The sequence below is a fragment of the Streptomyces sp. NPDC104371 genome (assembly GCF_055583785.1).
Genome location: NZ_JBVJNF010000010.1, coordinates 168610 through 192605, shown reverse-complemented (window position 1 = coordinate 192605; position 23996 = coordinate 168610). Strand labels below are relative to the sequence as shown.

24 protein-coding genes and 1 pseudogene are annotated in these 23996 nt (G+C 70.4%); 10 read left to right on the top strand and 15 right to left on the bottom strand.

From position 1 onward, the window contains the following. The first annotated feature begins 228 nt into the window (after positions 1-228). Entirely contained in the window at positions 229-1176 is a 948-nt protein-coding gene (locus tag ACZ60T_RS27520) for an EamA family transporter (RefSeq protein ID WP_469668286.1), read from the top strand. Positions 1177-1625: 449 nt separating this feature from the next. Here the strand turns inward: ACZ60T_RS27520 and ACZ60T_RS27515 are convergent, their stop codons facing one another. Further along, entirely contained in the window at positions 1626-4508 is a 2883-nt protein-coding gene (locus ACZ60T_RS27515; protein ID WP_469668285.1) for an FAD-binding and (Fe-S)-binding domain-containing protein, read from the bottom strand. Between the two features lie 140 nt (positions 4509-4648). Here ACZ60T_RS27515 and serC point away from each other — a divergent pair, with 140 nt between their 5' ends. Further along, positions 4649-5767: a phosphoserine transaminase gene (gene serC, locus ACZ60T_RS27510; protein ID WP_469668283.1), complete on the top strand. Its 1119-nt coding sequence runs from the start codon at positions 4649-4651 to the stop codon at positions 5765-5767. 147 nt (positions 5768-5914) lie between these two features. Here the strand turns inward: serC and ACZ60T_RS27505 are convergent, their stop codons facing one another. Both ACZ60T_RS27505 and ACZ60T_RS27500 read right to left on the bottom strand, forming a co-directional pair. Further along, positions 5915-6562, bottom strand: coding sequence for a response regulator transcription factor (locus ACZ60T_RS27505; RefSeq protein ID WP_365624595.1), 648 nt, complete (start codon positions 6560-6562; stop codon positions 5915-5917). Further along, complete coding sequence (locus tag ACZ60T_RS27500) at positions 6559-7704, bottom strand: sensor histidine kinase (protein WP_469668282.1); 1146 nt, start codon at positions 7702-7704, stop codon at positions 6559-6561. The genes ACZ60T_RS27505 and ACZ60T_RS27500 overlap by 4 nt, the downstream gene beginning before the upstream one ends. Positions 7705-7837: 133 nt before the next feature. Between ACZ60T_RS27500 and ACZ60T_RS27495 the strand changes: the two genes are divergently transcribed. Continuing rightward, positions 7838-8581 carry a class I SAM-dependent methyltransferase gene (locus ACZ60T_RS27495; protein ID WP_469668281.1) on the top strand — a complete coding sequence of 248 codons (744 nt, stop codon included), beginning with the start codon at positions 7838-7840 and terminating at the stop codon, positions 8579-8581. Then, positions 8578-9183, top strand: coding sequence for a DedA family protein (locus ACZ60T_RS27490; RefSeq protein ID WP_469668280.1), 606 nt, complete (start codon positions 8578-8580; stop codon positions 9181-9183). The genes ACZ60T_RS27495 and ACZ60T_RS27490 overlap by 4 nt, the downstream gene beginning before the upstream one ends. A 183-nt stretch (positions 9184-9366) precedes the next feature. Here the strand turns inward: ACZ60T_RS27490 and ACZ60T_RS27485 are convergent, their stop codons facing one another. The 3 genes from ACZ60T_RS27485 to ACZ60T_RS27475 form a co-directional block, all read right to left on the bottom strand. Beyond that, positions 9367-9861 (bottom strand): anthrone oxygenase family protein, encoded by a 495-nt coding sequence (locus tag ACZ60T_RS27485; protein WP_469668279.1) that lies wholly within the window; start codon positions 9859-9861, stop codon positions 9367-9369. Positions 9862-9994: 133 nt separating this feature from the next. Continuing rightward, complete coding sequence (locus ACZ60T_RS27480) at positions 9995-10174, bottom strand: DUF397 domain-containing protein (RefSeq protein WP_469668278.1); 180 nt, start codon at positions 10172-10174, stop codon at positions 9995-9997. After that, positions 10171-11040, bottom strand: a complete 870-nt coding sequence (locus tag ACZ60T_RS27475; RefSeq protein ID WP_469668277.1) for a helix-turn-helix domain-containing protein — start codon at positions 11038-11040, stop codon at positions 10171-10173. The genes ACZ60T_RS27480 and ACZ60T_RS27475 overlap by 4 nt, the downstream gene beginning before the upstream one ends. 192 nt (positions 11041-11232) lie before the next feature. Between ACZ60T_RS27475 and ACZ60T_RS27470 the strand changes: the two are divergent. Continuing rightward, a pseudogene (locus ACZ60T_RS27470) lies at positions 11233-11547 on the top strand (ATP-binding protein); the annotation flags it as partial. A gap of 285 nt (positions 11548-11832) precedes the next feature. Next, positions 11833-12645 carry a class I SAM-dependent methyltransferase gene (locus ACZ60T_RS27465; protein WP_469668358.1) on the top strand — a complete coding sequence of 271 codons (813 nt, stop codon included), beginning with the start codon at positions 11833-11835 and terminating at the stop codon, positions 12643-12645. A 33-nt stretch (positions 12646-12678) separates the two neighbouring features. On the opposite strand, the gene ACZ60T_RS27460 is transcribed toward ACZ60T_RS27465, so the two are convergent. The 6 genes from ACZ60T_RS27460 to ACZ60T_RS27435 form a co-directional block, all read right to left on the bottom strand. Continuing rightward, entirely contained in the window at positions 12679-13527 is an 849-nt protein-coding gene (locus ACZ60T_RS27460; RefSeq protein ID WP_469668275.1) for a helix-turn-helix domain-containing protein, read from the bottom strand. A gap of 18 nt (positions 13528-13545) precedes the next feature. Further along, complete coding sequence (locus ACZ60T_RS27455) at positions 13546-14313, bottom strand: DUF6879 family protein (RefSeq protein WP_469668273.1); 768 nt, start codon at positions 14311-14313, stop codon at positions 13546-13548. A 107-nt stretch (positions 14314-14420) separates the two neighbouring features. Then, a complete protein-coding gene (locus ACZ60T_RS27450) occupies positions 14421-14897 on the bottom strand; it encodes a GNAT family N-acetyltransferase (protein ID WP_469668272.1) in 477 nt (158 codons plus the stop codon). An 11-nt stretch (positions 14898-14908) separates the two neighbouring features. After that, complete coding sequence (locus tag ACZ60T_RS27445; protein ID WP_469668270.1) at positions 14909-15658, bottom strand: protein kinase domain-containing protein; 750 nt, start codon at positions 15656-15658, stop codon at positions 14909-14911. A gap of 95 nt (positions 15659-15753) precedes the next feature. Continuing rightward, on the bottom strand, positions 15754-16383 hold the full coding sequence (locus ACZ60T_RS27440) for a hypothetical protein (RefSeq protein ID WP_469668269.1): 630 nt from the start codon (positions 16381-16383) through the stop codon (positions 15754-15756). Next, positions 16380-16832, bottom strand: coding sequence for a glycine-rich domain-containing protein (locus ACZ60T_RS27435; protein ID WP_469668268.1), 453 nt, complete (start codon positions 16830-16832; stop codon positions 16380-16382). The genes ACZ60T_RS27440 and ACZ60T_RS27435 overlap by 4 nt, the downstream gene beginning before the upstream one ends. A gap of 204 nt (positions 16833-17036) precedes the next feature. On the opposite strand from ACZ60T_RS27435, the gene ACZ60T_RS27430 reads away from it, so the two are divergent. Together ACZ60T_RS27430 and ACZ60T_RS27425 are read left to right on the top strand one after the other, a co-directional pair. Continuing rightward, the gene (locus tag ACZ60T_RS27430; protein WP_469668266.1) at positions 17037-17723 is read left to right on the top strand and encodes an SGNH/GDSL hydrolase family protein; all 687 of its coding nucleotides are present in this window, start codon (positions 17037-17039) and stop codon (positions 17721-17723) included. Between the two features lie 87 nt (positions 17724-17810). After that, entirely contained in the window at positions 17811-18140 is a 330-nt protein-coding gene (locus tag ACZ60T_RS27425; protein WP_469668265.1) for a hypothetical protein, read from the top strand. A gap of 32 nt (positions 18141-18172) precedes the next feature. On the opposite strand, the gene ACZ60T_RS27420 is transcribed toward ACZ60T_RS27425, so the two are convergent. Further along, the gene (locus tag ACZ60T_RS27420; RefSeq protein WP_469668264.1) at positions 18173-19720 is read right to left on the bottom strand and encodes an alpha/beta hydrolase; all 1548 of its coding nucleotides are present in this window, start codon (positions 19718-19720) and stop codon (positions 18173-18175) included. A gap of 159 nt (positions 19721-19879) precedes the next feature. Between ACZ60T_RS27420 and ACZ60T_RS27415 the strand changes: the two genes are divergently transcribed. Continuing rightward, positions 19880-20869 (top strand): aldo/keto reductase, encoded by a 990-nt coding sequence (locus ACZ60T_RS27415; RefSeq protein ID WP_469668262.1) that lies wholly within the window; start codon positions 19880-19882, stop codon positions 20867-20869. A 509-nt stretch (positions 20870-21378) separates the two neighbouring features. On the opposite strand, the gene thpR is transcribed toward ACZ60T_RS27415, so the two are convergent. Further along, positions 21379-21969 (bottom strand): RNA 2',3'-cyclic phosphodiesterase, encoded by a 591-nt coding sequence (gene thpR / locus ACZ60T_RS27410; protein ID WP_469668261.1) that lies wholly within the window; start codon positions 21967-21969, stop codon positions 21379-21381. 18 nt (positions 21970-21987) lie between these two features. Between thpR and ACZ60T_RS27405 the strand changes: the two genes are divergently transcribed. After that, on the top strand, positions 21988-22503 hold the full coding sequence (locus tag ACZ60T_RS27405) for a GNAT family N-acetyltransferase (RefSeq protein ID WP_469668259.1): 516 nt from the start codon (positions 21988-21990) through the stop codon (positions 22501-22503). Positions 22504-22589: 86 nt separating this feature from the next. Here ACZ60T_RS27405 and ACZ60T_RS27400 read toward each other — a convergent pair whose 3' ends face one another. Continuing rightward, positions 22590-23939 (bottom strand): MFS transporter, encoded by a 1350-nt coding sequence (locus tag ACZ60T_RS27400; protein WP_469668258.1) that lies wholly within the window; start codon positions 23937-23939, stop codon positions 22590-22592. Between the last annotated feature and the right edge of the window lie 57 nt (positions 23940-23996).

Here is a 23996-nt window from a genome sequence, read left to right as displayed (position 1 = left end):
GGTGTGCGGGGAGCATGGCAGCGGACGCGGAAACAAGCAAGCGTGCTTGCATGGACTTTCGGCCGTCGTCGGACGGGCGGTACGGGAGGCGGTCGCGGGCCAGGTGTCCGGAAGGCCCTGCCCCCCGGCGGCGTACGCGCTCGGCCCGCACGGGCGCATCATGGGTGAGCACGCCCCCTTGCGTTCCGGACGCACTCCGAACGCACTCCGAGTCCACTGGAAGGCCCCGTGAACACCCCCAGCACCACCCCGTCGACCCCGGACCTGGTCGCACCTTCCTCGGCCTCCTCGCCCAGCGCAGGCGGGGGGCCGGGCCGCCTGGGTTCCCTCGGGCCCGTGGGGCTGGTGCTCGCGGGGGGCGTCTCCGTGCAGTTCGGCGGGGCGCTCGCGGTGACCCTGATGCCGCGGGCCGGCGCGCTCGGCGTGGTGACACTGCGGCTCGTCGCGGCGGCCGTCGTCCTGCTCGTGGTCTGCCGCCCCCGGCTGCGCGGGCACTCGCGCGCCGACTGGGGCACGGTCGTCGCCTTCGGTATCGCCATGGGCGCGATGAACGGACTCTTCTACGAGGCCGTGGCCCGCATCCCGCTCGGCCCCGCCGTCACCCTGGAGGTCCTCGGCCCCCTGGCCCTCTCCGTCCTCGCCTCCCGTCGCGCGATGAACCTCCTGTGGGCGGGCCTCGCCCTGGCCGGGGTCTTCCTGCTGGGCGGCGGGGGCTTCGGCGACCTGGACCCGGTGGGCGTCGCCTGCGCGCTCGGCGCGGGCGCGATGTGGGCGACGTACATCGTCTTCAGCGCCCGTACGGGACGGCGCTTCCCGCAGGCCGACGGGCTCGCGCTCGCGATGGCGGTCGCGGCCGTGCTGTCCGTACCGCTCGGCATCGCCGAATCGGGCACGAAGCTGCTCGTACCGGCGACGATCGGCCTGGGCGCGGGGGTGGCCATGCTCTCCTCGGTCCTGCCCTACACCCTGGAACTCCTGGCCCTGCGCCGCCTCCCCGCCTCCACCTTCGCGGTCCTGATGAGCCTGGAACCAGCGATCGCCTCGACCGCGGGCTTCCTGATCCTCGGCCAGTCCCTGACCGCACTCCAGACACTGGCGATCGCCCTGGTCATCGCGGCGAGCATGGGAGCGGTACGGACCCAGGTGGGCCGGGGACGAGCGGGGAAGACGGCGTAACCGCCAGCGACTGGGCCGCGGCACAGCCGTCAGCGGCCGGACGCGGCGAGGCGTCAGACCGGCGCCCAAAGGGCCCGGCTCACAAGGGGCCCGCGGCCTATAAGGGCCCGCTGCCTCGCAAGAGGTCCGGCCGGGTCCGGGGCACAAGGCGCCCAGCACAGCGGAGGCCTTGCGCCCAAGCAGTCCCGCGCGCCGAGTCCTGGCGAGCCCGGACAGCCCGGACGCGGCACAGGCGTCAGGTGCCCGGACGCGCCGGGACGGCGGGGCGCGGCGCAGCCGTCAGGGGCCGAGAGGCGACGTGAACGCCACAAGCGCGGACGCGGCGTAGGCATCAGAGACCCGGACACGAAGAGCTGTCAGGAGCCGGAATGCGGCGCAGCCGCAGGGGACCCCCGACGCGGCCTAGCCGCCAAGGGGCGGGCCCAGAGGCCGGAACGCGGCGCCAGCCGTCAGGAGGGCCCCTCCCCCTTCCCCTCCAGCCCCTCCGCCAGTACCTCCGCCACATGCCGTGCGTGGCGGTCCGACAGGGCCTGCACCTGGGTGCGGCAGGAGAAGCCGTCCGCCAGGACCACCGCGTCTCGCGATGCCGCGCGTACGGACGGGAGCAGGTGTTCCTCCGCGCAGGCCGTCGAGACCTCGTAGTGGCCCTTCTCGAAGCCGAAGTTGCCCGCGAGGCCGCAGCAGCCGCCGGACAGTTCGCCGGTCAGGCCCGCCGCCGCGCGCAGTCGGCGGTCGGCGGCGTCGCCGAGGACCGCGTGCTGATGGCAGTGGGTCTGGCCGACCACCGGACGGTCCACCCGCGGGGGCGTCCAGTGCGGGGCGTGCCGTTCGAGCGCCTCGGCGAACGTCATCACCGCCGACGCCAGCCGGGCCGCGCGCGGGTCGTCGTGCAGCAGCTCCGGCAGGTCCGTACGGAGCGCGGCGGCACAGCTCGGTTCGAGGACGACCACCGGGAGACCGGCCGCCAGTACCGGTTCCATCAGGTCGAGCGTGCGCCGCTGGACGGCGCGGGCGCGGTCGAGCTGGCCCGTGGAGACGTACGTCAGACCGCAGCACACCCGGCCGCGACGAGCGGGCCCGCCACCGGCCGGCCGCGCCGCCCTCGGCGGCAGGACCACCCCGAGCCCCGCCGCCTCCAGCACCCGTACGGCCGAACGGCCCACGGACGGCGACAGATGCTCCGTGAAGGTGTCCGGCCACAGCACGACCCGCGAGGCGGTGTTCCCCCGCTCGCGTCCGCCGGACGTCCGCCGCCACCATCGGGTGAACGTCTCCTCCGCCAGTCGCGGAAGGTCTCGTTCGGGTGTGATCCCGCCCAGCCGCTTGCCGAGCGCCGCCACCGGCCCCACGGACGCGAGCGCGTTGATCACCGGCGCCGTACGCGTCCGCGCGACCGCCGCCAGCCACACCGGCAGCCACCCCATCGCGTAGTGCGCGGCCGGTCGTGGCCGCCCCGCGTAGTGGTGGTGCAGGAACTCCGCCTTGTAGGTGGCCATGTCGACGCCGACCGGGCAGTCCGTACGGCAGCCCTTGCAGGACAGACACAGGTCGAGCGCGTCCCTGACCTCCGTCGACCGCCACCCGTCGGTGATCACCTCGCCCGCCAGCATCTCGTGCAGCAGCCGGGCGCGCCCGCGCGTGGAGTGCTCCTCCTCGCCGGTCGCCCGGTACGAGGGGCACATCACGCCCGCGCCGGACACCGTCGTCGTACGGCACTTGGCGACGCCCACGCAGCGCCGTACCGCCGCCGAGAAGTCACCGCCGTCCGCCGGGTAGCCGAAGGCGACGTCCACGGGTTCGCGCGGCAGCACCGCGAACCGCAGGTTCTCGTCCAGCCGGGCCGGGCGTACCAGCATCCCCGGGTTGAGCAGGCCGTCCGGGTCCCAGACGTCCTTGGCGCGCCCGAAGAGGCCGACCAGGTCCGGCCCGTACATCCGCGGCAGCAGCTCGGCCCGCGCCTGCCCGTCGCCGTGCTCCCCGGAGAGCGAGCCGCCGTGGGACACGACCAGGTCCGCGAGGTCCCGCGAGAAGCGGCGGAAGCGGGCGATGCCCGGCCCGGTCAGCAGGTCGAAGTCGATACGGACGTGGATACAGCCGTCCCCGAAGTGGCCGTACGGCGTGCCGCGCAGCCCGTGCTCGGCGAGCAGCCCCCGGAAGTCCCGCAGATACGCGCCCAGTCGGGCCGGGGGCACCGCGCAGTCCTCCCAGCCGGGCCACGCCTCCGAACCTCCCCCAGACTCCGTCCGGGAGGTGCCCCCAGGCATCCGGGTCGCCGTACCGCTCGCGTCCTCGCGCACCCGCCACAGCGCGCGCTGCCCCGCCGGGTCGGTGACCACCGCGGCGTCCGTCACGTCCGCCGCCCGGACGATCGCCTCCGCGTGCGCGCACGCCTCCGCCACGCTCGCGCCGCCCGCCTCCACGAACAGCCACGCCCCGCCGCGCGGCAGCCCGGCCGACGGCGGTACGAGGTCGGCGGCCATGCCCTCCACGGTCAGCGGCCGGTACGGCAGCAGCCCGGCCGCCGCCTCGGCCGCGGCGCTCTCGTCGGCGTACGCCAGCACGGCGAGCGCACGCACGCGGGGCGCCTCGACGAGGCCGACGACCGCCTCCGTCATGACGCCCAGCGTGCCCTCCGAGCCGCAGAAGGAGCGGGCCACGTCCGCGCCGTTCTCGGGCAGCAGCGCGTCCAGCGCGTACCCGGAGATACGGCGCGGGAGGACGGGATACCCCGTACGCAGCAGCGCCAACTCCCCTTCCACCAGGGCCCGTAGCCCCTCGGGAGCCCCCTGCCAGCGACGGCCCAGCGTCCTTGCCTCGCCCCGCGCGGTGAGTACGGACACCTCGCGCACGCTGTCCGCCGTGGTCCCCCAGGCCACCGAGTGGGAGCCGCACGCGTTGTTGCCGATCATCCCGCCCAGCGTGCAGCGGGCGTGCGTGGAGGGATCGGGGCCGAACCGCAGGCCGTGCGGGGCGGCGGCCTCCTGGAGCCGGTCGAGGACCAGACCCGGCTGCACCACCGCCGTGCGCGTCTCGGGATCCAGGGCCAGGACCCGGTTCATGTACCGGGTGAAGTCGAGCACCACGCCCGTGCCCGTGGCCTGCCCGGCGATCGAGGTACCGCCGCCGCGCGCGACGACCGGAACGCCGTACGCGCGACACACCTCCAGCGTGGCCGCCACGTCCTCCGCGTCGCGGGGAGCCACCACGCCGAGCGGCACCCGCCGGTAGTTGGACGCGTCCATGGTGTGCAACGCGCGGGCCGTGACGCCGAAGTCCACGTCGCCGCGCACGGCACGGCGCAGCCGCGCCGCGAGCCCAGCCTGATCGGTCATGGCTCCAGCATGGCGGCTGCCGACGACAGCAACGGCCGCGCAACTCTCGTACGTCCCGACAGTTCCACGGGGCGACGCGCGTCGTCTCATCGGACGGACACGTTCCCGTACGGTTTCGCCGAGGGGATACGCTCCGACTCGTGGCTGATATCCAGATTCCTGCTGACATCAAGCCCGCGGATGGTCGTTTCGGCGCGGGTCCCTCCAAGGTGCGGACAGAGGCGCTGAACGCCCTCGCCGCCACGGGTAGTTCCCTGCTCGGCACGTCCCACCGCCAGGCCCCGGTCAAGAACCTGGTCGGCTCGGTCCGCGAGGGTATCCGCGAGCTGTTCCAGCTCCCCGACGGCTACGAGGTCGTCCTCGGCAACGGCGGCTCCACCGCGTTCTGGGACATCGCGACCCACGGTCTGATCGAGAACAAGTCGCAGCACCTCACCTTCGGCGAGTTCTCCTCCAAGTTCGCCAAGGCCGCGAAGCTCGCCCCGTGGCTGGCCGAGCCCACGGTCATCGCCGCCGACCCCGGCACGCACCCCGAGGCCAGGGCCGAGGCGGGCGCCGACGTCTACGCCTTCACGCACAACGAGACGTCGACCGGCGTGGCCATGCCCATCAAGCGGGTGCCGGGCGCCGACGAGGGCTCGCTCGTCCTGGTGGACGCCACGTCGGGCGCGGGCGGCCTGCCGGTCGACATCGCCGAGACGGACGTCTACTACTTCGCCCCGCAGAAGTCGTTCGCCTCCGACGGCGGCCTGTGGATCGGCGTGTTCTCCCCCGCCGCGATCGAGCGCGCGGAGCGTGTCCACGCGTCCGGCCGTCACATCCCGGAGTTCTTCAGCCTGCCCACGGCGATCGACAACTCCCGCAAGAACCAGACGTACAACACCCCGGCGCTCGCCACGCTGTTCCTGCTCGACGAGCAGTTGAAGTGGCTGAACGGCCAGGGCGGCCTCGCCTGGTCCGCCGCCCGCACGAAGGACTCCTCGACGCGCCTGTACACGTGGGCGGAGGAGTCCAAGTACGCCACCCCGTTCGTGACGGACCCGGCCAAGCGCTCCCAGGTCATCGGCACGATCGACTTCACGGACGAGATCGACGCCGCCGCGATCGCCAAGGCCCTGCGCGCCAACGGCATCGTGGACACGGAGCCGTACCGCAAGCTCGGCCGCAACCAGCTCCGCATCGCGATGTTCCCGGCGATCGACCCGGCGGACGTCGAGGCGCTGACGAAGTGCGTCGACTACGTGATCGAGAAGCTGTAGCGGCATCGGCTACGACGAGCAGGGGCGCCCGGCGAACACACCGGGCGCCCCTCGCCGTCGTACGGCCCGTGGGTCTTGAGCATCTCAGTCCTTGTGAGGCCCGACGAGGACGGGGCTGAGCCGTGATGCCCCGGCGATGTCGCGGTGTCAGGTGAGGCCGGCGTCGCGGGCGAGGAGTGCGGCTTGGACGCGGTTGGTGACCTCCAGGGCGGTGAGGATGCGGCTCACGTGAGCCTTGACGGTGCTTTCGCGCATGCCCAGGGCGGTGGCGATGTCGGCGTTGGTGTCCCCTTGGGCGAGCAGGGTCAGGACGTCGTGTTCGCGGGGGGTGAGCTGGTCGAGGCGGGCGCGGGCGGCGGCGGCCTGGGGACGGCCGGAGTGGTGGTAGCGGTCGATGAGGCGGCGGGCGGCGGTGGGGTGGAGCATGGCGGAGCCGGCCGTGACGAGGTGGACGGCGCGCAGGATCTCGGCGGGGTCGGTGTCCTTGAGGAGGAAGCCGTCGGCACCGGCGGCGAGGGCGTTGTAGACGTATTCGTCGAGGTCGAAGGTGGTCAGGGTGATGACCTTCGGCGGCTGGGGCAGGGCGCGCAGGCGGGCGGTGGCGGTGATGCCGTCCATGCGGGGCATGCGGACGTCGATCAGGGCGACGTCGATGCGGTGGGCGGTGGCCAGTTCGATGGCGTGCAGACCGTCGGACGCCTGGGCGACGACCTCGATGTCCTCGTCTGCGTCGAGGAGGTCGGCCAGGCCGAGGCGGACCAGGGCGTCGTCATCGACGATCATGGCGCGGATCATGTGCGGGAGCCGTTCTGCTCGGGGTGTGCGGGATGGGGGAGGCGGGCGGCCAGGCGCCAGGACCCGGCGCCGTGCGGTCCGGCGCTGAGGTGCCCGCCCAGGGCGTGGACGCGCTCGGCGAGGCCCACCAGCCCGAAACCGGACGGGGCGGTGTGCTCGCCCGGCCTGCCGGAAACGTTGACGATCTCTACGACGGTGGCGGGTGGCCCGTAGTCCAGGCGGACGCGCACCGGTGCGCCGTCGGCGTGCTTGCGGGCGTTGGTCAGGCCCTCCTGGACGAGGCGGTAGAGGGCCAGGCGGTGCGCGGCCGGCGCCCGCTCGGGTCGGCCCTCGATGGTCAGGTCGATCTGCTGACCGGCCTGGCGCGCCTGCTCGATGAGCTCGCGCACGTCCCGCAGGGCCGGGGCGGGCGCCGCGTCGCCGCGCGTGGGGCCTGCATCGTGCAGGGCTTTCAGGACATCCCGCAGGTCGGCCAGGGCTTCGGTGGAGGCGGTGCGCAGCAGCGTGAGCCGCTGGGCGACCGGGTCGGGCAGGCCATCGGCGCGGATGGTCAGGACGCCGGTGTGCAGGGCGATGAGGCTGAGGCGGTGGGCGAGGACGTCGTGCATCTCGGCGGCGATGCGGGAGCGCTCCGCGGCACGCGCCGCCTGTTCACGCAGTTCCCGTTCGATGCGCAGGTGCTCGACCTGGGTGTTCAGTGCTTCGACCAAGCGACGACGGTTGCCCATCCACAGCCCGCCGATCACGGCCAGGAGGAGGAAGAGGCTGGCACCGTACTGCTGGGGCCGCCACAGCGATACCGCGGCGGGCAGCGCGGTGTTGGCGGCCAGCACGATGCCGCAGCAGCCGACGGCCACCGCGGTGCGGCGGCGAGCGGCCAGGTCGAACAGGGCGATGAGCAGCAGGGGCAGCATCAGCCACCCCCACAGCGCCGTCGCCGCGGTGGCCGACAGGGGGGCGACGTACCAGGGAAGCCGACGCACCGCCAAAGCCGCCCCGCACAGCACCGCCGCCACGGTACGGACCGTCAGGTACCGCCCGCCGAAGGTCGCGGCACCGTTCTGGACGGCAGTGGCCGTAAGCAGCAGCACCAGCCCGTACCGCCCGTACACGGCCCACCAGGGACTTGCTTTCCCACTCACCCAAAAGAGCCTAGAGCGCGGTCGGAGCCCCTCCCCCCGACGATCCTCCCTCCCTGGCCCCTACTTTCGTAGGGGGTACGCCGTCGCACAACGGCGGATCCGCCGGTGAGGGACAGTTCCTAGCGTCCATTCCATGGACAACCGGACCACCTCGCACGACCGTGTCACCTCGCACAACCGTGTCCTCGCGCAGCGCCATGCCGAGGGCTGGATGTTCCTCATCGAGGCCGCCCGCGACATCCGCACCACCGGCGCCATCGCCCCCAGCAGCCGGGCCCTGGCCCGTGCCCTGACCGACCCGGTGCGCACCCAGCCGGGGCGGCCACTGAACATCCTGGAGGCCGGCGCGGGCACAGGAGCGGTCACCCGCACGCTGATCCCTCAGTTGTCGCCCGGCAGCCGCCTGGACATCGCCGAGGCCAACCCCCGCTTCGCCGACCGGCTGCACCGTCTCGCCCATACCCACCCGCACCTGACCGACCACGGCAGGCAAGTCCGCATCCACACCCGGCGCGTGGAGGACCTGGACACCGACCGGCGCTACGACGTGATCGTCTCCGGCCTGCCCTTCGCCAACTTCAGCCCCGGCCAGGTCGCCACGATCATGGACCGGTACCTGGAACTGCTGCACCCCGGCGGGACCCTGACCTACTTCGCCTATCTCGGCACCCGCCGGGCCCGCGCCCTGCTCGCCTCCCGGGCCCAGGCCCGCCGCCACCAGGCCGTGGAAGAGGTGCTGGCCGACTACCGGCGCGGTTACGCCACCGGCTGCCGGACAGTCTGGGCCAACCTTCCCCCCGCCAGGGTCTGGCAGCTCTCGCGCCCCGCACGCGTCGTGTGCGGCCCGGCCCCCGCCGAAGCCGAGGCACGCCGGTGAACGCGTTGACCACCGCCCTCGGTCACGTGCCGCCGACCGGCGCGTACGCGATCGTGGCGCTGGCCGTCCTGGCCGAGTCGGTCCTCCTCGTCGGGGCGTTCATTCCCACCCTCACCCTGCTGCTCACCGCCGGCGCGCTGGCCCGCGCCGGGCAGCTCAGCCTTCCGCTGCTGATCGCGACCGCCGCGCTCGCGGTGGTCGCGGGCGACTTCCTCGCCCACCGCACCGGGCGCGCGCTCGGCGCCCGCCTGCGTACCGGTCGGCTCGGCCGCCGCCTGCCCGTCGCCGCATGGCGGCGGGGCGAGGCGCTGATGGCCCGCCGCGGCGGACAGGCCGTCTTCTGGGCACGCTTCCTGCCGGTGATCCGCACCCTCACCCCCCACCTGGCCGGCGCCACCCGCCTGCCCTACCCCCGCATCGCCCCCTACAGCCTCGCCGCCGCCCCGCTGTGGGCCACCCTCGAAACCGGCACCGGATACGCGGCCACCGCATCCCTCCAGCACGCCCTCACCCTCGGCGGCCCGGCCCTCGCCGTGACCGCAGCGGCCATCGCGGCAGCCGCACTGATGTGGACCAAGCGCCGTCACCGGCCTGCCGGGTGACCGTCAAACAGGTTCAGCCGGATGCCGGACCTACCCGCCGACGTCGGCTCAGGCGTACTGCTCGCGGGCACTGCGCCTGCTCGCCCTGCTGCAACACGGTCACCGCCTGCCGGGTTCTCCGCCGCCGCCATCGACGCCGACAGCGGATCACCGCCTTCCCGGCAGTGCCGCCGGACCGCTCGTTCAAGGCGTGGCCGCGCGTTGGAAGGGCCGGTCGATGACCGCGGCGCCGAGACAGCCGAGTGCGATCACGCACAAGGCGGTCCGGACGGCGTGGGCGATCTGCCAGCGGTCGCGGATGCCTGCCCAGTCCTCCGGGGGTGCCTGCGCGTTCCAGTCGAACTGGTCAAGGTTGATAGGGACGTTGACCACGAACGAGACCACCAGGGCCAGCACGAGCAGGACGAGTGCGGTGCCCGCGGGCCGCAGCGCCGGGCTCCCGGCCCTGCGCGCGAGGACGACCAGCATCACCACGGCGATGAACGTGGGCCCGAAGACGGCGCCGATGAACCAGGGGAAGTAGTCGTGTTCCGCCTGCCGTACCTGGATGTAGGTCAGCGCACCCAGCCGACGCAGGGCCAGTTCGAGAACGAACGTGGTGAGGGCACCCCCAGTGAGCACCCCGCCGCCCAGCAGGCTCACATACCGCGTGATCTTGACAACCTGGGCGTTCGTCACCACGCACGCTCCTGTCGGACTCCGGCCGTCGCATACCCGGAATACCTCGCCCCGAGCGGGTACGTGGGACAACGCTAACTTTTGCGTCACCATACGGCAAATGCCTTGTCCGACCTTGCGACGCAGGTATCGCCTACGAGAACTGGCGCAGAAATGCCTGCCAGGTCTCGCGGGAGACGGTGAGGAGGGGGCCGTTGCGCTGCTTGCTGTCACGGACGGCTCGACCGCTGTCAGTGGTGTCGGCAACTTCTACGCATTCGCCCAGTTGCGACGAGTGTGAAGACTTCCAGAAGCTGCCTACAACCTCGGTCATGACGCGCCTTCCTCAATGGCTTCCAACTTGCTCTGGATGAGTTTCGCGCTCACCTCTGGCGTCAGCGCCGACGAGCTCAGCAGATCGAATGAACTGGCGTACACCCGAAGGTCGTCCGGGGATTCAACGATCGACGTACTCATCAGATCTTCCATGGTCACAGCCTCGACTTCGGTCTCAGAGTCGAAGCTGAAGGAAGCGAAGGGGTTGGCGGCGGCCACGAGCGAACCCGCGCTAAACGGCAGAACCTGCACGGTGACGTTCTTTCGCTCTCCAACCTCAAGAAGCGCCGACAGTTGATCACGGTGAGTCTCGACGCTTGCCAGCGGATGCTCAATGACCGCTTCCCAGATAACGGCGGAGTACTTGGCCCCACCTTCCGCGATCCTCTCCTTCCGGCGCTCCCTCACCTTCACCAACTGCGCTACGTACTCGGGGCTGAGAGTTGTGGGTCCACGCGCAATGACCGCCTCCGCGTAGTCCTGCGTTTGCAGGAGTCCTGGGATCAGAACCGGATGCCACTGGCGGATATGGCTCGCATCGTCTTCAAGTGTGATGTGGTCGAGGTAGCCGGGCCGCAAATGCGCCGCATACTCAAGCCACCACCCGCGCTTCTTGGAATGCTTGGCCAACTCTTCGAGTTTGGCGCACACTTCTGGGTCCGTAACGCCATACGCGGCCAACAGCAGCCGCACTTCGATGACGCGCGCGGTGACATGACCGCTCTCAAGCCGACTGATTCTGGCCTGACTTGCGGCGATCACTTCAGCAGCTTGCAGCTGATCCAGCTTGGCTGCATGCCGGTACTGCCTGAGCACCGCACCAAGACGCCTACTGCGCACCGTCGGCCGTCCACCAGCGGGCATGAAGCCTCCCCTCAACTTCCGGCAACGATGCCACACAGCCCGTAAGGCTTGGGCTCACATCACTCGATCGAGTGGACGAGTGCATGCATTCACTGAAGCCGGTTGCAGCGCCGTTAAATACGTCCGTAGCTTCACCAACAAGCGGAATCAGCACACGCTTTGACGCTCTCCGTCAGGAGGTACGGCACCCCCATGCCCGAAACCGCAACCTTCCGCATCCCCAAGCGCAGAGAACACGTACCGACAGCCCGCCAGTACGTTCGCAAGGCCCTTGCCGACTGGGGGATCACAGATGAACTCGCCGACAGCGTCACCCTGTTGGCGAACGAGCTCGTCACCAACGCGGTGACCCACTGCCGGGTCTCCTACGCCCAGGTCGAGGTCAGACTCACGTTCCAGGACGCGGAGTTGCTCCTGGAGGTCTCGGACCCGGACCGCGACAGACTTCCCCGACTCCACGACTCCGGCCCCGACGAGGAGAACGGACGCGGACTCGCACTCGTGGAGCTACTGGCCGACGCCTGGGGCCACCGGCAGGAGCCGTACACGAAGTGCGTACGGGCCCGTTCACGCTCGCGGAGAACTCCCGTGTTCCGACGGCCTTATGAGGCGCTCGCGCGCCTGTTCCCCAGGCGCCCGCCACCGCAATACCAGGGTGGCGGACCTGGAGACCGCGCGAGAGGCCAGAACACCGGATCCGTACGGCGAAGAGTTGCCGACCGAACGCCGTACGTCCCTACCGGCCCCCTGAATCACTGGCACGGTCCACCGGTAGGCCGCCAGAATGCACACATGACGAGCGACGAGGTAGCACCGGAGATCGTGAGGTACTACGAAGTCTTTGACGAGGCGGGCAGGTTGGCCACCACGGCCGACGGGCGCCTGGAGATGCTGCGCACACAGGAGTTGCTGCGGCGTCACCTCCCGACGCCGCCCGCGCGGATCCTCGACGTCGGCGGTGGCCCGGGTGCCCACGCCCGGTGGCTCACCGCGGACGGCTACCGCGTCCACCTCGTCGACCCCGTCCTCCGTCACCTCGAACAGGCCAAGGGCGCCTGCACCACAGTCGAACTGGGCGACGCCCGGCAACTGACCGCCGAAGACGCCTCGTACGACGTCGTCCTCATGCTGGGGCCGCTCTACCACCTGATCGAACGGTCCGACCGTGACCGCGCCCTCGCCGAGGCCTACCGCGTTCTCAAGCCGGGCGGCCTGTTCGCGGCGGCTGGCATCAACCGGTATGCGTCGCTGTTCGAGCACACCGCCTACGCGCACCTGCACAAGGAGCCGATGCGAAAGAGCGTCGGCTCCATCCTGGGCACCCAGATCCACGACGGCAAGGAGGCGTTCACCGCCGCCTACTTCCACAGCGGTGAACAACTGCGTACCGAGGTCGCCGCGGTGGGGTTCGACGGGGCAGAGGTCTTCGGGATCGAGGGCCCGGCCTGGTCACTGCTCGCCGCCACCGAACGCCACACGGGCCAGTCACTGATCGACTCGCCGATGTTCGAATCAGCACTGGCCGCCGCACGCCTGGCCGAGCCGTACCCGGAACTCCTGGCGGCGAGTTCCCACCTGCTGGCGATCGCGCACCGCCCGACATGACGACATGCCGCCGAACGAACCGGCCGCGCGACTTCAGGCCTTGATGCTCCGCCGCACACGGGCGATCACCTGCTGGGCGTCCGCACCGAAGACCGCCGACTCCGCGAAGGTGTCCCAGACTCGGCGGTACAGGGCAATCGTCTCGGCGTTGTCCAGCCAGAGTTCGGCGTGCCAGTCCTCGACCACGACCAGGCGATCGTCCAGCATGTTGAACGAGTTACCCAAGGCCAGCGGTAGCGCGCCGTCCAGTGGCAGAATTCCCAAGCGCACGGTGTCCATACCCACCACTCCGTGCAAGCGGTCGAGTTGAGCGACCAACGTCTCCGGCGGGCACATCCGAGCCCACAACACGCTCTCGGACATGAGCAGGTTCAACCGTTTACCTGGCCGATACAGCCACTCCTGCCGCTTCATACGGGCCCGCACTGCGGCATCCGCGTCCTTGGGCGACTTCTGAAGTCCGGCATGCCGCTCGAAGATGTGCCGAGCGTATTCGGCGGTCTGGAGCAAGCCGTGAACAGCAGCGTTGTTGAATGCGTGCACCGTCGTGGCGTTGGAGACCAGCGTGTTCCAGGTCTCCTGGACGGGGGCGTGCCCTGCCGCGAGCTGACGCCGCCAGGAACGAATGTGACTCTCGAAGCCCTTCAGCCGCGCGCGTAGCTCAGGGAACACAGCAGGCTGTCCCACGGCCTCGGCCCATGCCCGCAGATCGTCATCTGTAGGCGTCTGCCTGCCGTTCTCCAGCTTGCTCACCTTCGACTGCGGCCACCCCAGTAGCTCGGCCAGCTGTGTACCGGTGAGTCGGCCACCAGTGCCTCCGAGCCGCAATTCCCGGAGCTGATGCCCCAGTTCCTCGCGCGCCCGCTGATAGTCCGTGCTCACCAGTACCCACTCGTGCCCTTACGCGTCTTCGCGCATCTCCGCCGTGAACTTCCGCCACGGTACGGCGAGATGCCACGCCGCGTCGCGCACCATGCAGCAACGGACCACCTCAGCAGGTTCGGTGATCAGGTCCACTTGCGTGAGTTGATCGTCGTCATCGAACCGCAGGAGGGCGATGAGGCGACTGTCGAAGAGCCAGAAGTCCTCGGCGGGGAGGTGGAGACGGTCGGCATCCGTACGCCACAGGTTGCGGATGTCTTCGCCGGTCGCGATGTTCCAGCGTGCGCCATCGAGGAGATAGCGCTGCCCAGCGGTGGCAGGCTGGTCCACGATCCGCACCCGCTCGACCCGCTTCCCCTGCGCGGTCTGCGCACGGATCGTGTCCCGGAAGCCCCTTGCGGGTGAGCCTTCCGGCCAGTCTTCGGCAACGCTTCCGGTCTCGATGAACTCGTCCCAGCGGTCGCCGGCCTCGTCACTGGCGTACCGCCGACGCGTCTCCAACCGCCAGGCGGTGTGCTCGAACTGCGCGAACAGCCGATTGAACTCCTCCAGCCCGATCGTCCGCACCTGCCGTGTTCGTTCCTTCGGGGTCCAGTCCACCAGCAAGTCACGCGGGACCACTGCCGCGACCTCGCCTTCGGAAAGGTGCTGAAGCTGCGCAATGTCCTCGGAGTCGGTGAGGGGAGGACCGTGCACGATCACTTCGCCGCTGTCCAAGTCCTCGTGCACGGACGGGCATCCGCTCACGTCACTCCCCGTCCCGTTGAACCGCAACCTGCGCGCCATCTACGGCCACCTCCCACGTATGGACGATGTTGGTGACCACAGCATCTCGGCTCCGCTGAGTGAATGTCCATGCATTCAGAGTCACGTAGGAGAATATTGAAGAATATTCAGCGGCGGCGCATCTCGTACACCGGGTAAGGGATCACCACCCCGTCCTCTGTGTGTAAGTCGGACATGCCGACACAGGTGAACCCCGCCTTGATCAGGACTCGCCCAGAGGCACGGTTGTCCGGATGGTGCTTGGCCTCCAGACACCCCAGATCAGTGTGGGTGAACGCGAAGGTGGCGACGTGCCGTACGGCCTCGGTGGCGTAGCCCTGGCCCCAGGCGTCCTGACGGAGGATGTAGCTGACGGTTCCTACGCCTGGTTCCCGTACCCGGAGGGCGATCACGCCGATCACGTCATCATCGACGAGAAGCGCGAAGTCCCAGCGAGGACGCGGGACTTCGCGGGCCATGACCAGAGCCTTGATGACGCGGCAACGGGCATCCTCCACGGTCATGCGGTAGCCGTCGCTGTGTGTGAAGCGGACGGACGCGCCGCTGTAGATGCGCTGGACGGCCGGGGCATCGTCCAGGGTCATCTCTCGCAGGGTCAGCATGCTTCGGTCAGCTCGGCGGCCGTGGGGCGTGCATCGGGATCGACGTTCATGCAGGACGTGATCAACCGCTCGAACTCCGGGAAGGGCCAAGGGCGCACGGCGGAGAGGTGCAGTACGCATCCGTCGGCGATGGCACGGAGCTTGTCCTGTCGATCCGTGTCGTCCTCGTAGAGCACCGGCCGATGTCCCGTCCAGCACCAGAACAGGGATGCGCCCAGGCCCCAGACATCCGCTGCCGGCCCGGCCTGGATGTGGGCGTGCTCGCCGGTGGAGAGAACGGCGTCGGCGATCTCGGGGGCCGTGGTGTGGGTGAGGGCACCCCGGTACGGGAGGCGCCTTGTCGGGTCGGGGCCGCAGGCAAGCGCGTAGTCGATGATCTCGGTGGTTCCGGTGCTGGTGACCAGGGCATTGGTGGGCTGCACATCGGCATGGGCCCAGCCTGCGGTGTGGAGCCGAGCGAGGCGCTGGGCCCAGGTTCGGGCGATGCCCAGCAGCCACGGTCGTACGGAAGGGTGGTCACTCCCAGGGCCGCGGGCAGGAGAGAAGGCCCGCCACAGGGGAGCGCCGTCGATCCATCGCACGGCGAGCCAACGGCCGTTGTCCCAGCGACCGGCGTCGATCCGATAACCCTGGTCGATGGCGCCGTCCTTGCCGAGCCGAAGGAGGAAGCGGTGCTCCTGCTCCAACTCCCGCGCCTTGTCCCGGGTTTCCCTGGATCCCGGGTCGTTTGCCTTCAGTGCCATGGCCCCCGACCTGGTCGCGATCTTCCATGCCCGGGAGCCTCGACGGTCACTGAGCAGGTCATAGGCCAGGGGGCCGAAACGGTCTTCCAGGGTCCTCACCGCCTCGGCAGGAGGTGGTACGCCCACTGTTTGGTCTCCTTCCACACTCGCGGGACACCCTCGAACACGTCCCGGCCGTCGTCCACCGCGACCGCCACGGCGGCGGAGAGATCCGGCGTCCGCCGCAGGAAGCGCACGTCGCGCGACCGCACGGCCACCCGCACAGGAAGGAACGACACAGGCGGTACCGGGATACAACGGCCGTGCCGGTCCGCCCTCTTCTCGCCCGCCGAGAACTTGCCGAACATCAGGCCCACCGGGCCGTAGAGATGCTTCAGCACCCAGTGGGGCCATTCCAGCATTTCGCTTCCGGCGCCAAGGACAACGACGTTCTCGCACACGAGCGCCCCATGGGACCGGGGTGCCAACGGACGGATCCGTTCGGCTGCTTGCACCCCGGCATGGAACACCTCGGCCTCGACGCACTCGGCTTCCCCCACCGCCTCGTACACGGTCCAGCCGGTCAGCCCGCGCGCAACGGACGGTGCGAGCCAAGGACAGTGCGCGGCAACGGCTGCCGTGTACTCGGCCACGTCGACCGCTGTGGGGTTGGTGGTCCTGTTCTCGACGAGGCGGAGCGCCCCGGCACCGGTCCGGAGCGCTGCCTCGGTGTGCGGGAAGGTCACCGGGCCGTGGTCTCCACCGGCTTGGGCGGCGCGATATCGCCACCGTCGCCCGGGGCCGGCGAGCAGTCCCATTCGGCGACCACGACACCGGTCTCCCGGTAGCGGGCCAGCGCTTCCTCATCGACCTGGCCGTCCTTGTCCGTGAACCAGAGCGCGGGCAGGGGGCCGAACAACTCTTCGTACAGGGGGATCCAGGAGATCTCCCCGGCGCCCTTCACCGGGCGGTGGCCGATGGTCCGGCCGACATGCTCGGTGCAGAATTCGGTGTACCCGGAGGCCTTCATCAACCGGTGCCATTCGGAGTCGATGACGGTGGAGAACATCTCCGGAGCGGCGTGCCCGGAGTCGAAGCGCCGGGCACTGACCTTGAAGAATCGGACCAGTTCGGCCCGCTCCGGAGTCCAAGTGCCGCCGCTCTCAACGCCGTTGAGTCGCAACCTGCATGCCATCTGTGCCTCCTTGAGGCTTGGCTGTCTCGGCAGGCAACAGCATTTAGGCAACTGAGAGTGAATGTCCATATCTCCAGAGTCGCCATGCGTGAATAGTGGAGAATATTCGACTGGTTGCCTCTTCTCCTGCCTCACAGCCTGGCCCCACGCCCGCGTGGCAGACCTCACGCCCCACGCGTACGTGGGATCGACCATCATGAACAGGTGCTCAGGTTCATGCCCGTAGGCGACTCCATGACGATCGGCAGCGCGGGCGAACACACCTGGCGCTACCGGCTGTGGCGGCATCTGTGCGCAACGTACAGCGGGCCCTGCAAGCTCGTCGGGCCGCGGGAGACGTTGTACGACAAGGGTGCGGACGCGCCGACGTCGTATGCCTATGCCGAGCCGGACTTCCCGCGTACGCATCTCGCGGGGTGGGGCGAGGGCTGGCTGCACATGGCGCCGTTGATAGCCGAGGCCGTACGGGCCTCGCGGGCGGACGTGCTGCTCGTCTCTCTCGGCCTGATCGACCTGGGCTTCTACACGAACGCGGAGCAGACGGCCGAGAACGTACGGGCCTTCGTGACCGAGGCGCGGACGGCCAACCCGCGTGTGCGGATGGTCGTGCTGCCGGTGATCACGAACATCCGGGTCGCCGCGGACGCGTCGTTCGCCGCGCAGGTGGCGCTCTTCAACGAGCTTCTCGCGAAGGCCGTCGCCGACCTGGACGAGCCCCGCTCCCCGCTGCTCCTGGCCACTCCCCCGGCGGACTACGACTTCCAGCTCGACACCTACGACGGCACGCACCCGAACGCGAGCGGCGAGCACAAGATCGCGGCGGCGTTCGCGGAGGCCATGCATCAGGCGTGGGACTTCGGTCAGCCGTACGCGGCGACCGGAACGAGCTGACCGATTCCCGGCGTGACCCGGTCACCGTGCGTATCGTTGTACTGCGCGGCTGCACCTGTTCACGGGTAGCCGGGGAGGAGCGCGACCGTGACCGTCCTTGACGACAGGATCGAGATGGCCGACGCCAACACCGAGCGTCTGGACGAGTGGTTCGAGCGTCTTGAGCACATGCCCGTCCCCGAAGGATTCAGGGTCGAGATCGTCGGGGGCAATGTCTTCATGACGCCGCAGCGAAACACGCGTTGGCAGATCATCCGCCGGTTCGCCGACCCCTGCCAGGGCCGCTGTCACCTCTTCACCCAGCCCAAGAACGGCGACTATCTCACCGAACTGCTGGTCGCCTTCGGTGCGGATGTCGACATGACCACCACCCCGCTGGGCCTCGTCCTCAAGACCGACGGCTTCCCCCTCGACTGAGGGCTGTCCCGTAATCCCTGGTGGGTCAGCCCTTAGGAGCAGACGGTGCCGGGCGCCGGGATCTTGCCGTCCAGCAGGTAGCTGTGCACCGTGTCCCGCACGCACGTGTCCTTGGTGTAGTACGCGCCGTGCCCCTGTCCCTTGTACGTCAGCTCGACGCCGACGCCCTTGCCCAGCGCGTTCACCATCCTCCGGGTGCCGTCGTAAGGGGTCGCGGGGTCACCGGTGTTGCCGATCAGGAGGATCGGCCCGGCGCCGGGCGCGTGCACGTCCGGGCGGTAGACGGCTCCCCTCGTCGGCCAGTCGGCACAACTGATCAGGTTCCAGGCCAGGGAGTCACCGAACAGCGGGGAGACGGCCCGGAACCGCGGCAGCTTCGCCTTCACGTCGGCGGGGGTGTAACGCGGCTTGTCGTCCGCGCAGTTGATGGCGACCTCCGCGGCGGTGTCGTTGCTGTAACGGCCCTTCTCGTCACGCTCGTTCATCGAGTCCGCCAGCAGCATCAGCGGCCTGCCGTCGCCCGCGTACGCCCGGCGCAGCGCCTCGGTGAGAGAGGGCCAGGACTTCTTGGAGTACAGGGCCTCAAGGACGCCGTCGAGCGCGGCGGTCCGGGTCAGTCGGCGGGGCGGGAGGGCGGGGAGGGGTTCGCGGTCGAGGTGGTTCAGCAGTCCTACGAGGCGGTTCTCGACGTCCTTCGAGGTGCTGCCGATCGGGCATCCCGCGCTCTTCGCGACGCAGTCCCGGGCGTAGTTACCGAACGCCAGCTGGAAGCCTCCGGCCTGCGCGAGCGCGGCCTGTTCCGGTGTCAGCATCGGGTCGACCACCGCGTCGAACACGGCCCGTCCGACGCGCCGAGGGAACAAGTGCGCGTAGACGCCGCCGAGTTCGGTGCCGTACGAGACGCCGAAGTAGTGCAGCTTCCGGTCGCCCAGGAGGTGGCGCATCAGGTCCATGTCGCGCGCCGTGTCGGTCGTCCGCAGATACGGCAGCACCCTGCCGGAGTGCAGTCGGCAGGCCTTGTTGAACCTCTTGGTGCTGTCCAGGAACGCGCGCTGAGCGTCGGCTGTCCTCGGCATCGCGTCCAGTTGGAAGAACGCGTCCAGTTGCTGATCGTTCAGGCACGTCACGCCCGCGCTGCGGCCGACCCCGCGCGGGTCGAAGCTCACCAGGTCGTACCGGGTACGCAGGGCCGCGTAGTCCTGTCCGAAGGAGGGCAGCGCGGTGACGCCGGACTCGCCGGGGCCACCGTAGTTGAAGACGAGGGAGCCGATGCGGCGGCTCGGGTCACCGCTGGCCTTCGCCCGGATCAGCGCGATGTCGATCGTGCCGCTTCTGGGGTCGTCCCAGTCCAGGGGCGCCTTCATGGTCGCGCACTGCCACCGGGTGCCGTCCGGCAGCGGTGACGGGGCGCCGCCGTCGCCCTGCGCCACCGACGGCACCGGACAGTCCTTCCAGTCCAGCCTCTGCCCCAGCGGACCCCCGTGCGCGAGGCCCGGGTCGCGGGCGCAGCCGGTGAGAAGTACGGGCAGCAGGGCGGCGACGGTCAGGGCTGTGGCGCGGATCCGGGAAGGGTTCGGCATGTACCCAGCCTGTGGCCACAGGAGGGAGGGACGCTCGGGACATGGGCCCGTGCGGGTGAGTCCCGTACCCAGGCGACACCGGTCCCCGTAGTGGTCCGACTGCCGACGGCCCTTGCCTGGAGCGCACTCCACGTCGTTTGCTGGACCACCATGACGACCATGGAGTACACGCAGCTCGGACGCACAGGACTCAAGGTCAGCCGACTCGTTCTCGGGACCATGAACTTCGGCCCGCAGACCGACGAGGCCGGCAGTCACGCGATCATGGACGCGGCGCTGGACGCGGGCATCAACTTCTTCGACACCGCCAACGTGTACGGCTGGGGCGAGAACAAGGGCCGTACCGAGAGCATCATCGGCAACTGGTTCGCCCAGGGCGGCGAGCGCCGCGAGAAGGTCGTACTCGCCACGAAGGGGTACGCCAACATGGGCCCGGACGGCGAGGCCTGGCCCAACCACGACAAGCTCTCCGCGGTCAACATCCGCCGCGCGGTCGACGCCAGCCTCCGGCGGCTGCGCACCGACCACATCGACCTGTACCAGTTCCACCACATCGACCGCAGCACCCCCTTCGAGGAGATCTGGCAGGCCATCGACGTCCTGGTCCAGCAGGGGAAGATCCTCTACGCGGGCTCCAGCAACTTCCCCGGCTACAAGATCGCCCAGGCCAACGAGACCGCCGCCCGGCGCGGCTCCTACGGGCTCGTCAGCGAGCAGTGCCTCTACAACCTCTTCGAGCGCCGCGCCGAGATGGAGGTCATCCCGGCCGCGCGGGACTACGGGCTCGGGGTGATCCCGTGGTCGCCGCTGCACGGCGGGCTGCTCGGCGGCGTCATCAGGAAGGAGGCCACGGGCGGGCGCCGGACCGGCGGGCGGGCCGCCGACGTCCTCAAGGACCCCGCCGTGCGCGCACAGATCCAGGCCTACGAGGACCTGCTCGCCAAGCACGGCCTGGAACCCGGCGAGACCGCTCTCGCCTGGCTGCTGACCCGCCCCGGCGTCACCGGGCCGATCGTCGGCCCGCGTACCGCGGAGCAACTGGAGTCGGCGCTGCGCGCGGTCCGGCTGGAGCTGTCGGAGGAGGTCCTGGCCGGTCTCGAGGAGATCTTCCCGGGGCCGGGGCCCTCGCCTGAGGCCTTCGCCTGGTAACCCGGTCCGGGGCTGCCCAGGAGCGGCGGGCCGCTCGGTCATCTGCCGGGGTGCGAAAGGATCCTGGGGTGCCGAGCGGTCGTCCGCCGACCGGCGGGTTCGCTACCTGCCGACGGCCGCCGACATCGCCACCACCACGAACATCAGCACAAGCACACCGGCCATGATCCGGTTACGGGTCTTCGGGTCCACACATCGAGACTAACCGGCTCTTCCCACTCGCCCGCCCGGAGCCCCCCGCCGCTCCACCTCATCCGCCGCCGCGAGCCGCCTGCCGCGAGCCGCCTACCGGCCCGCCGCCCGCCCTCTACCGCCCGCCGCCCGCCGCCCGCCGCTCAGCCTCATCCACCGGCCCCGAGCCCCCCGGCCCCGAGCGCCCACCGCTCCCCGTCTCATAGCGGGGCTGCTCTCCTGGGACCCGCCCCCGACCGGCAGCCGGACAGACGTAGCTCCCCGACCGTCCCGCCGCGAGCCGCCTACCGCCGCCGCGAGCCTCCTGCCGCTCCGCCTCATCCGCCCGCCCCGAGCGATCCCCCGGCCCCGAGCGCCCACCGCTCCACCGTCTCGTAGCGGGGCTGCTCCCCCGGGACCCCCGCCCCCGGCAGATGGCTGCGGATCAGGCACAGCTCCCCGACCGTCCACTCGCGTCCGGCGAAGCTGTCCAACGCGGCGACGTACGGCCGCAGGTCCTCGGAGTGCCGTCGGCTGCGAGCCAGGGTCAGATGCGGGCGGTAGGGGCGGTACTCCCCCGTCTCCACGCCCGCCTTGCGCGCGGCGGCCTCCGCGCGGTCGGCCAGCAGCCCCATCACGCCCGTGTCCCCGCTCGCGCCCACCCACAGCGTCCGGCCCCCGAAGTGCCCGCCCCCGCCGAGCGCCAGCCGGAACGGCTCCGTACGCCGGGCCGCCCGCGCCAGCCGCTCCGACAGGTCGGGGACGACCTCCTCGGCCACCTCACCGTAGAAGGCGAGCGTGAAGTGCCAGCCCGGCCGCCCCGTCCAGCGCAGCCGCTCGGCCTCGGGCATCTCCTCGAGCCCGCGCACGACCGGCTCCAGTTCACCGATCACGGAACTCGGGGGAACCACCGCGGCGAAGAGTCTCATGACCCCATGATGGACGGCATGGCGATCACGCGGATACGCAAAGGGTCCTGCGACGACGTTCCGGTCGTCCTCGGTCTGCTCGACGGCGCCGTCGAATGGCTCGTCTCGCAGGGGCGCACCCGGCAGTGGGGCACCGAGCCCTGGTCGGCGCGGCCACGGGCCGTGGAGGCGGTGCACCGCTATGTGGCGGCGGGCACGCCCTGGATCGCGGAGGTCGACGGCGTCCCCGCGGGCACGCTCACCCTCTCCCCGGCGCCCGGCGACTACATCGCCGCCGTGGACGAACCCGAGCGCTATATCCATCTGTTCGCCGCCGACCACCGCTTCACGGGCCGTGGCGTCGGCGCCGCGCTGCTCGCCCATGCCGCCGAGGAGACCCGGCGCGCGGGCGTCTCACTGTTGCGGGTGGACTGCTACGCGGGCGACGACGGCAAGCTCGTCGCCTACTACGAGCGCCACGGCTTCACCCGGACCGAGGCCTTCACCTTCGGGGACGACCAGTGGCCGGGGCAGGTGCTGGCGCGGCGCGTGTGACACCGCGGACCGACCGAGACACCACACCGAGGGGCGACCACCCACGGCGCCCCTCGGTCGGTATCAGTCTCGAGCGAGACGTCCGGTCACGCCGGTACGGCCACCCGCTCCCGCGGCACGAACCGCACCCGCGGATGCCCCTGATGCCAGCCCACCGCCAGGCGCAGACCGCCCGAGCGGGCCAGGATCAGGCCGATGGTCACGGCCGCGACGGCCGAGATCAGACCGCCGAGGGCGAAGCCGACCCGGGCGCCGTACACGTCCGTGACCCAGCCGACCACGGGCGCCCCGAGCGGCGTACCGCCCACGAAGACCATCATGAACAGGGCCATGACCCGGCCGCGCATCGCCGGATCCGTACCCATCTGGACCGCGGTGTTCGCGGTGACGTTCACCGTCAGGCCGAAGACACCGATCGGGATCATCAGCAGCGAGAACAGCCACAGCCCGGGGGCCACGGCCGCCACGACCTCCAGCACACCGAAGGCGATCGCGGCCACGATCAGGACGCGCAGCCGGGCCGTGCCACGGCGGGCGGCGAGCAGCGCACCGGCCACCGAGCCGATCGCCATCAGGGTGTTGAAGAGGCTGTAGGCACCGGCGCCGGAGTGGAAGACGTCGTCCGCGTAGGCCGAGAGCCACACCGGGAAGTTGAAGCCGAACGTGCCGATGAAGCCCACGAGGACGATCGGCCAGATCAGCTCCGGACGCCCGGCGACATAGCGCAGGCCCTCACGGAGCTGGCCCTTGCCGCGCGGGGCGCGCTCCACGACATGCAGCTCACGGGCGCGCATCAGCAGCAGGCCGACGATGGGCGCGAGGAAGGACAGGCCGTTCAGCAGGAAGGCCCAGCCCGTGCCGACGCCGGTGATCAGCAGGCCCGCGACGGCGGGGCCGACCAGGCGGGCGGACTGGAAGTTCGCCGAGTTCAGGCTGACCGCGTTCTGCAACTGGCCGGGGCCGACCATCTCGGAGACGAAGGACTGGCGGGCGGGGTTGTCGACCACCGTGGCGAGTCCGACGGCGAAGGCGGCGACGTAGACATGCCAGACCTGGACATGGCCGGTGAGGGTCAGGACGGCGAGGAACAGACCCGTGGCGCCCATCGCGGACTGGGTGACCAGCAGGGCCGGACGCTTGGGCAGCCGGTCGACGAGCACGCCGCCGTACAGCCCGAAGAGCAGCATCGGCAGGAACTGGAGCGCCGTGGTGACACCGACGGCGGTGGAGGAGCCGGTCAGGCTCAGCACCAGCCAGTCCTGGGCGATGCGCTGCATCCAGGTGCCGGTGTTGGAGACGGCCTGGCCTATGAAGAAGAGCCGGTAGTTCCGGATGCGCAGCGAGCTGAACATCGAGGACTTGGGGGGCTCGGGGGCGGACGGGGAGTTGTGGGCGGCAGGTGCGGGCACGGAATGTGGTCCGATTCCCGTACTCAAAACGGTTCGCCTCCTCTTTCAGCTCGAACGGTCGGTGCGGTACGTACGCGGGCGGGG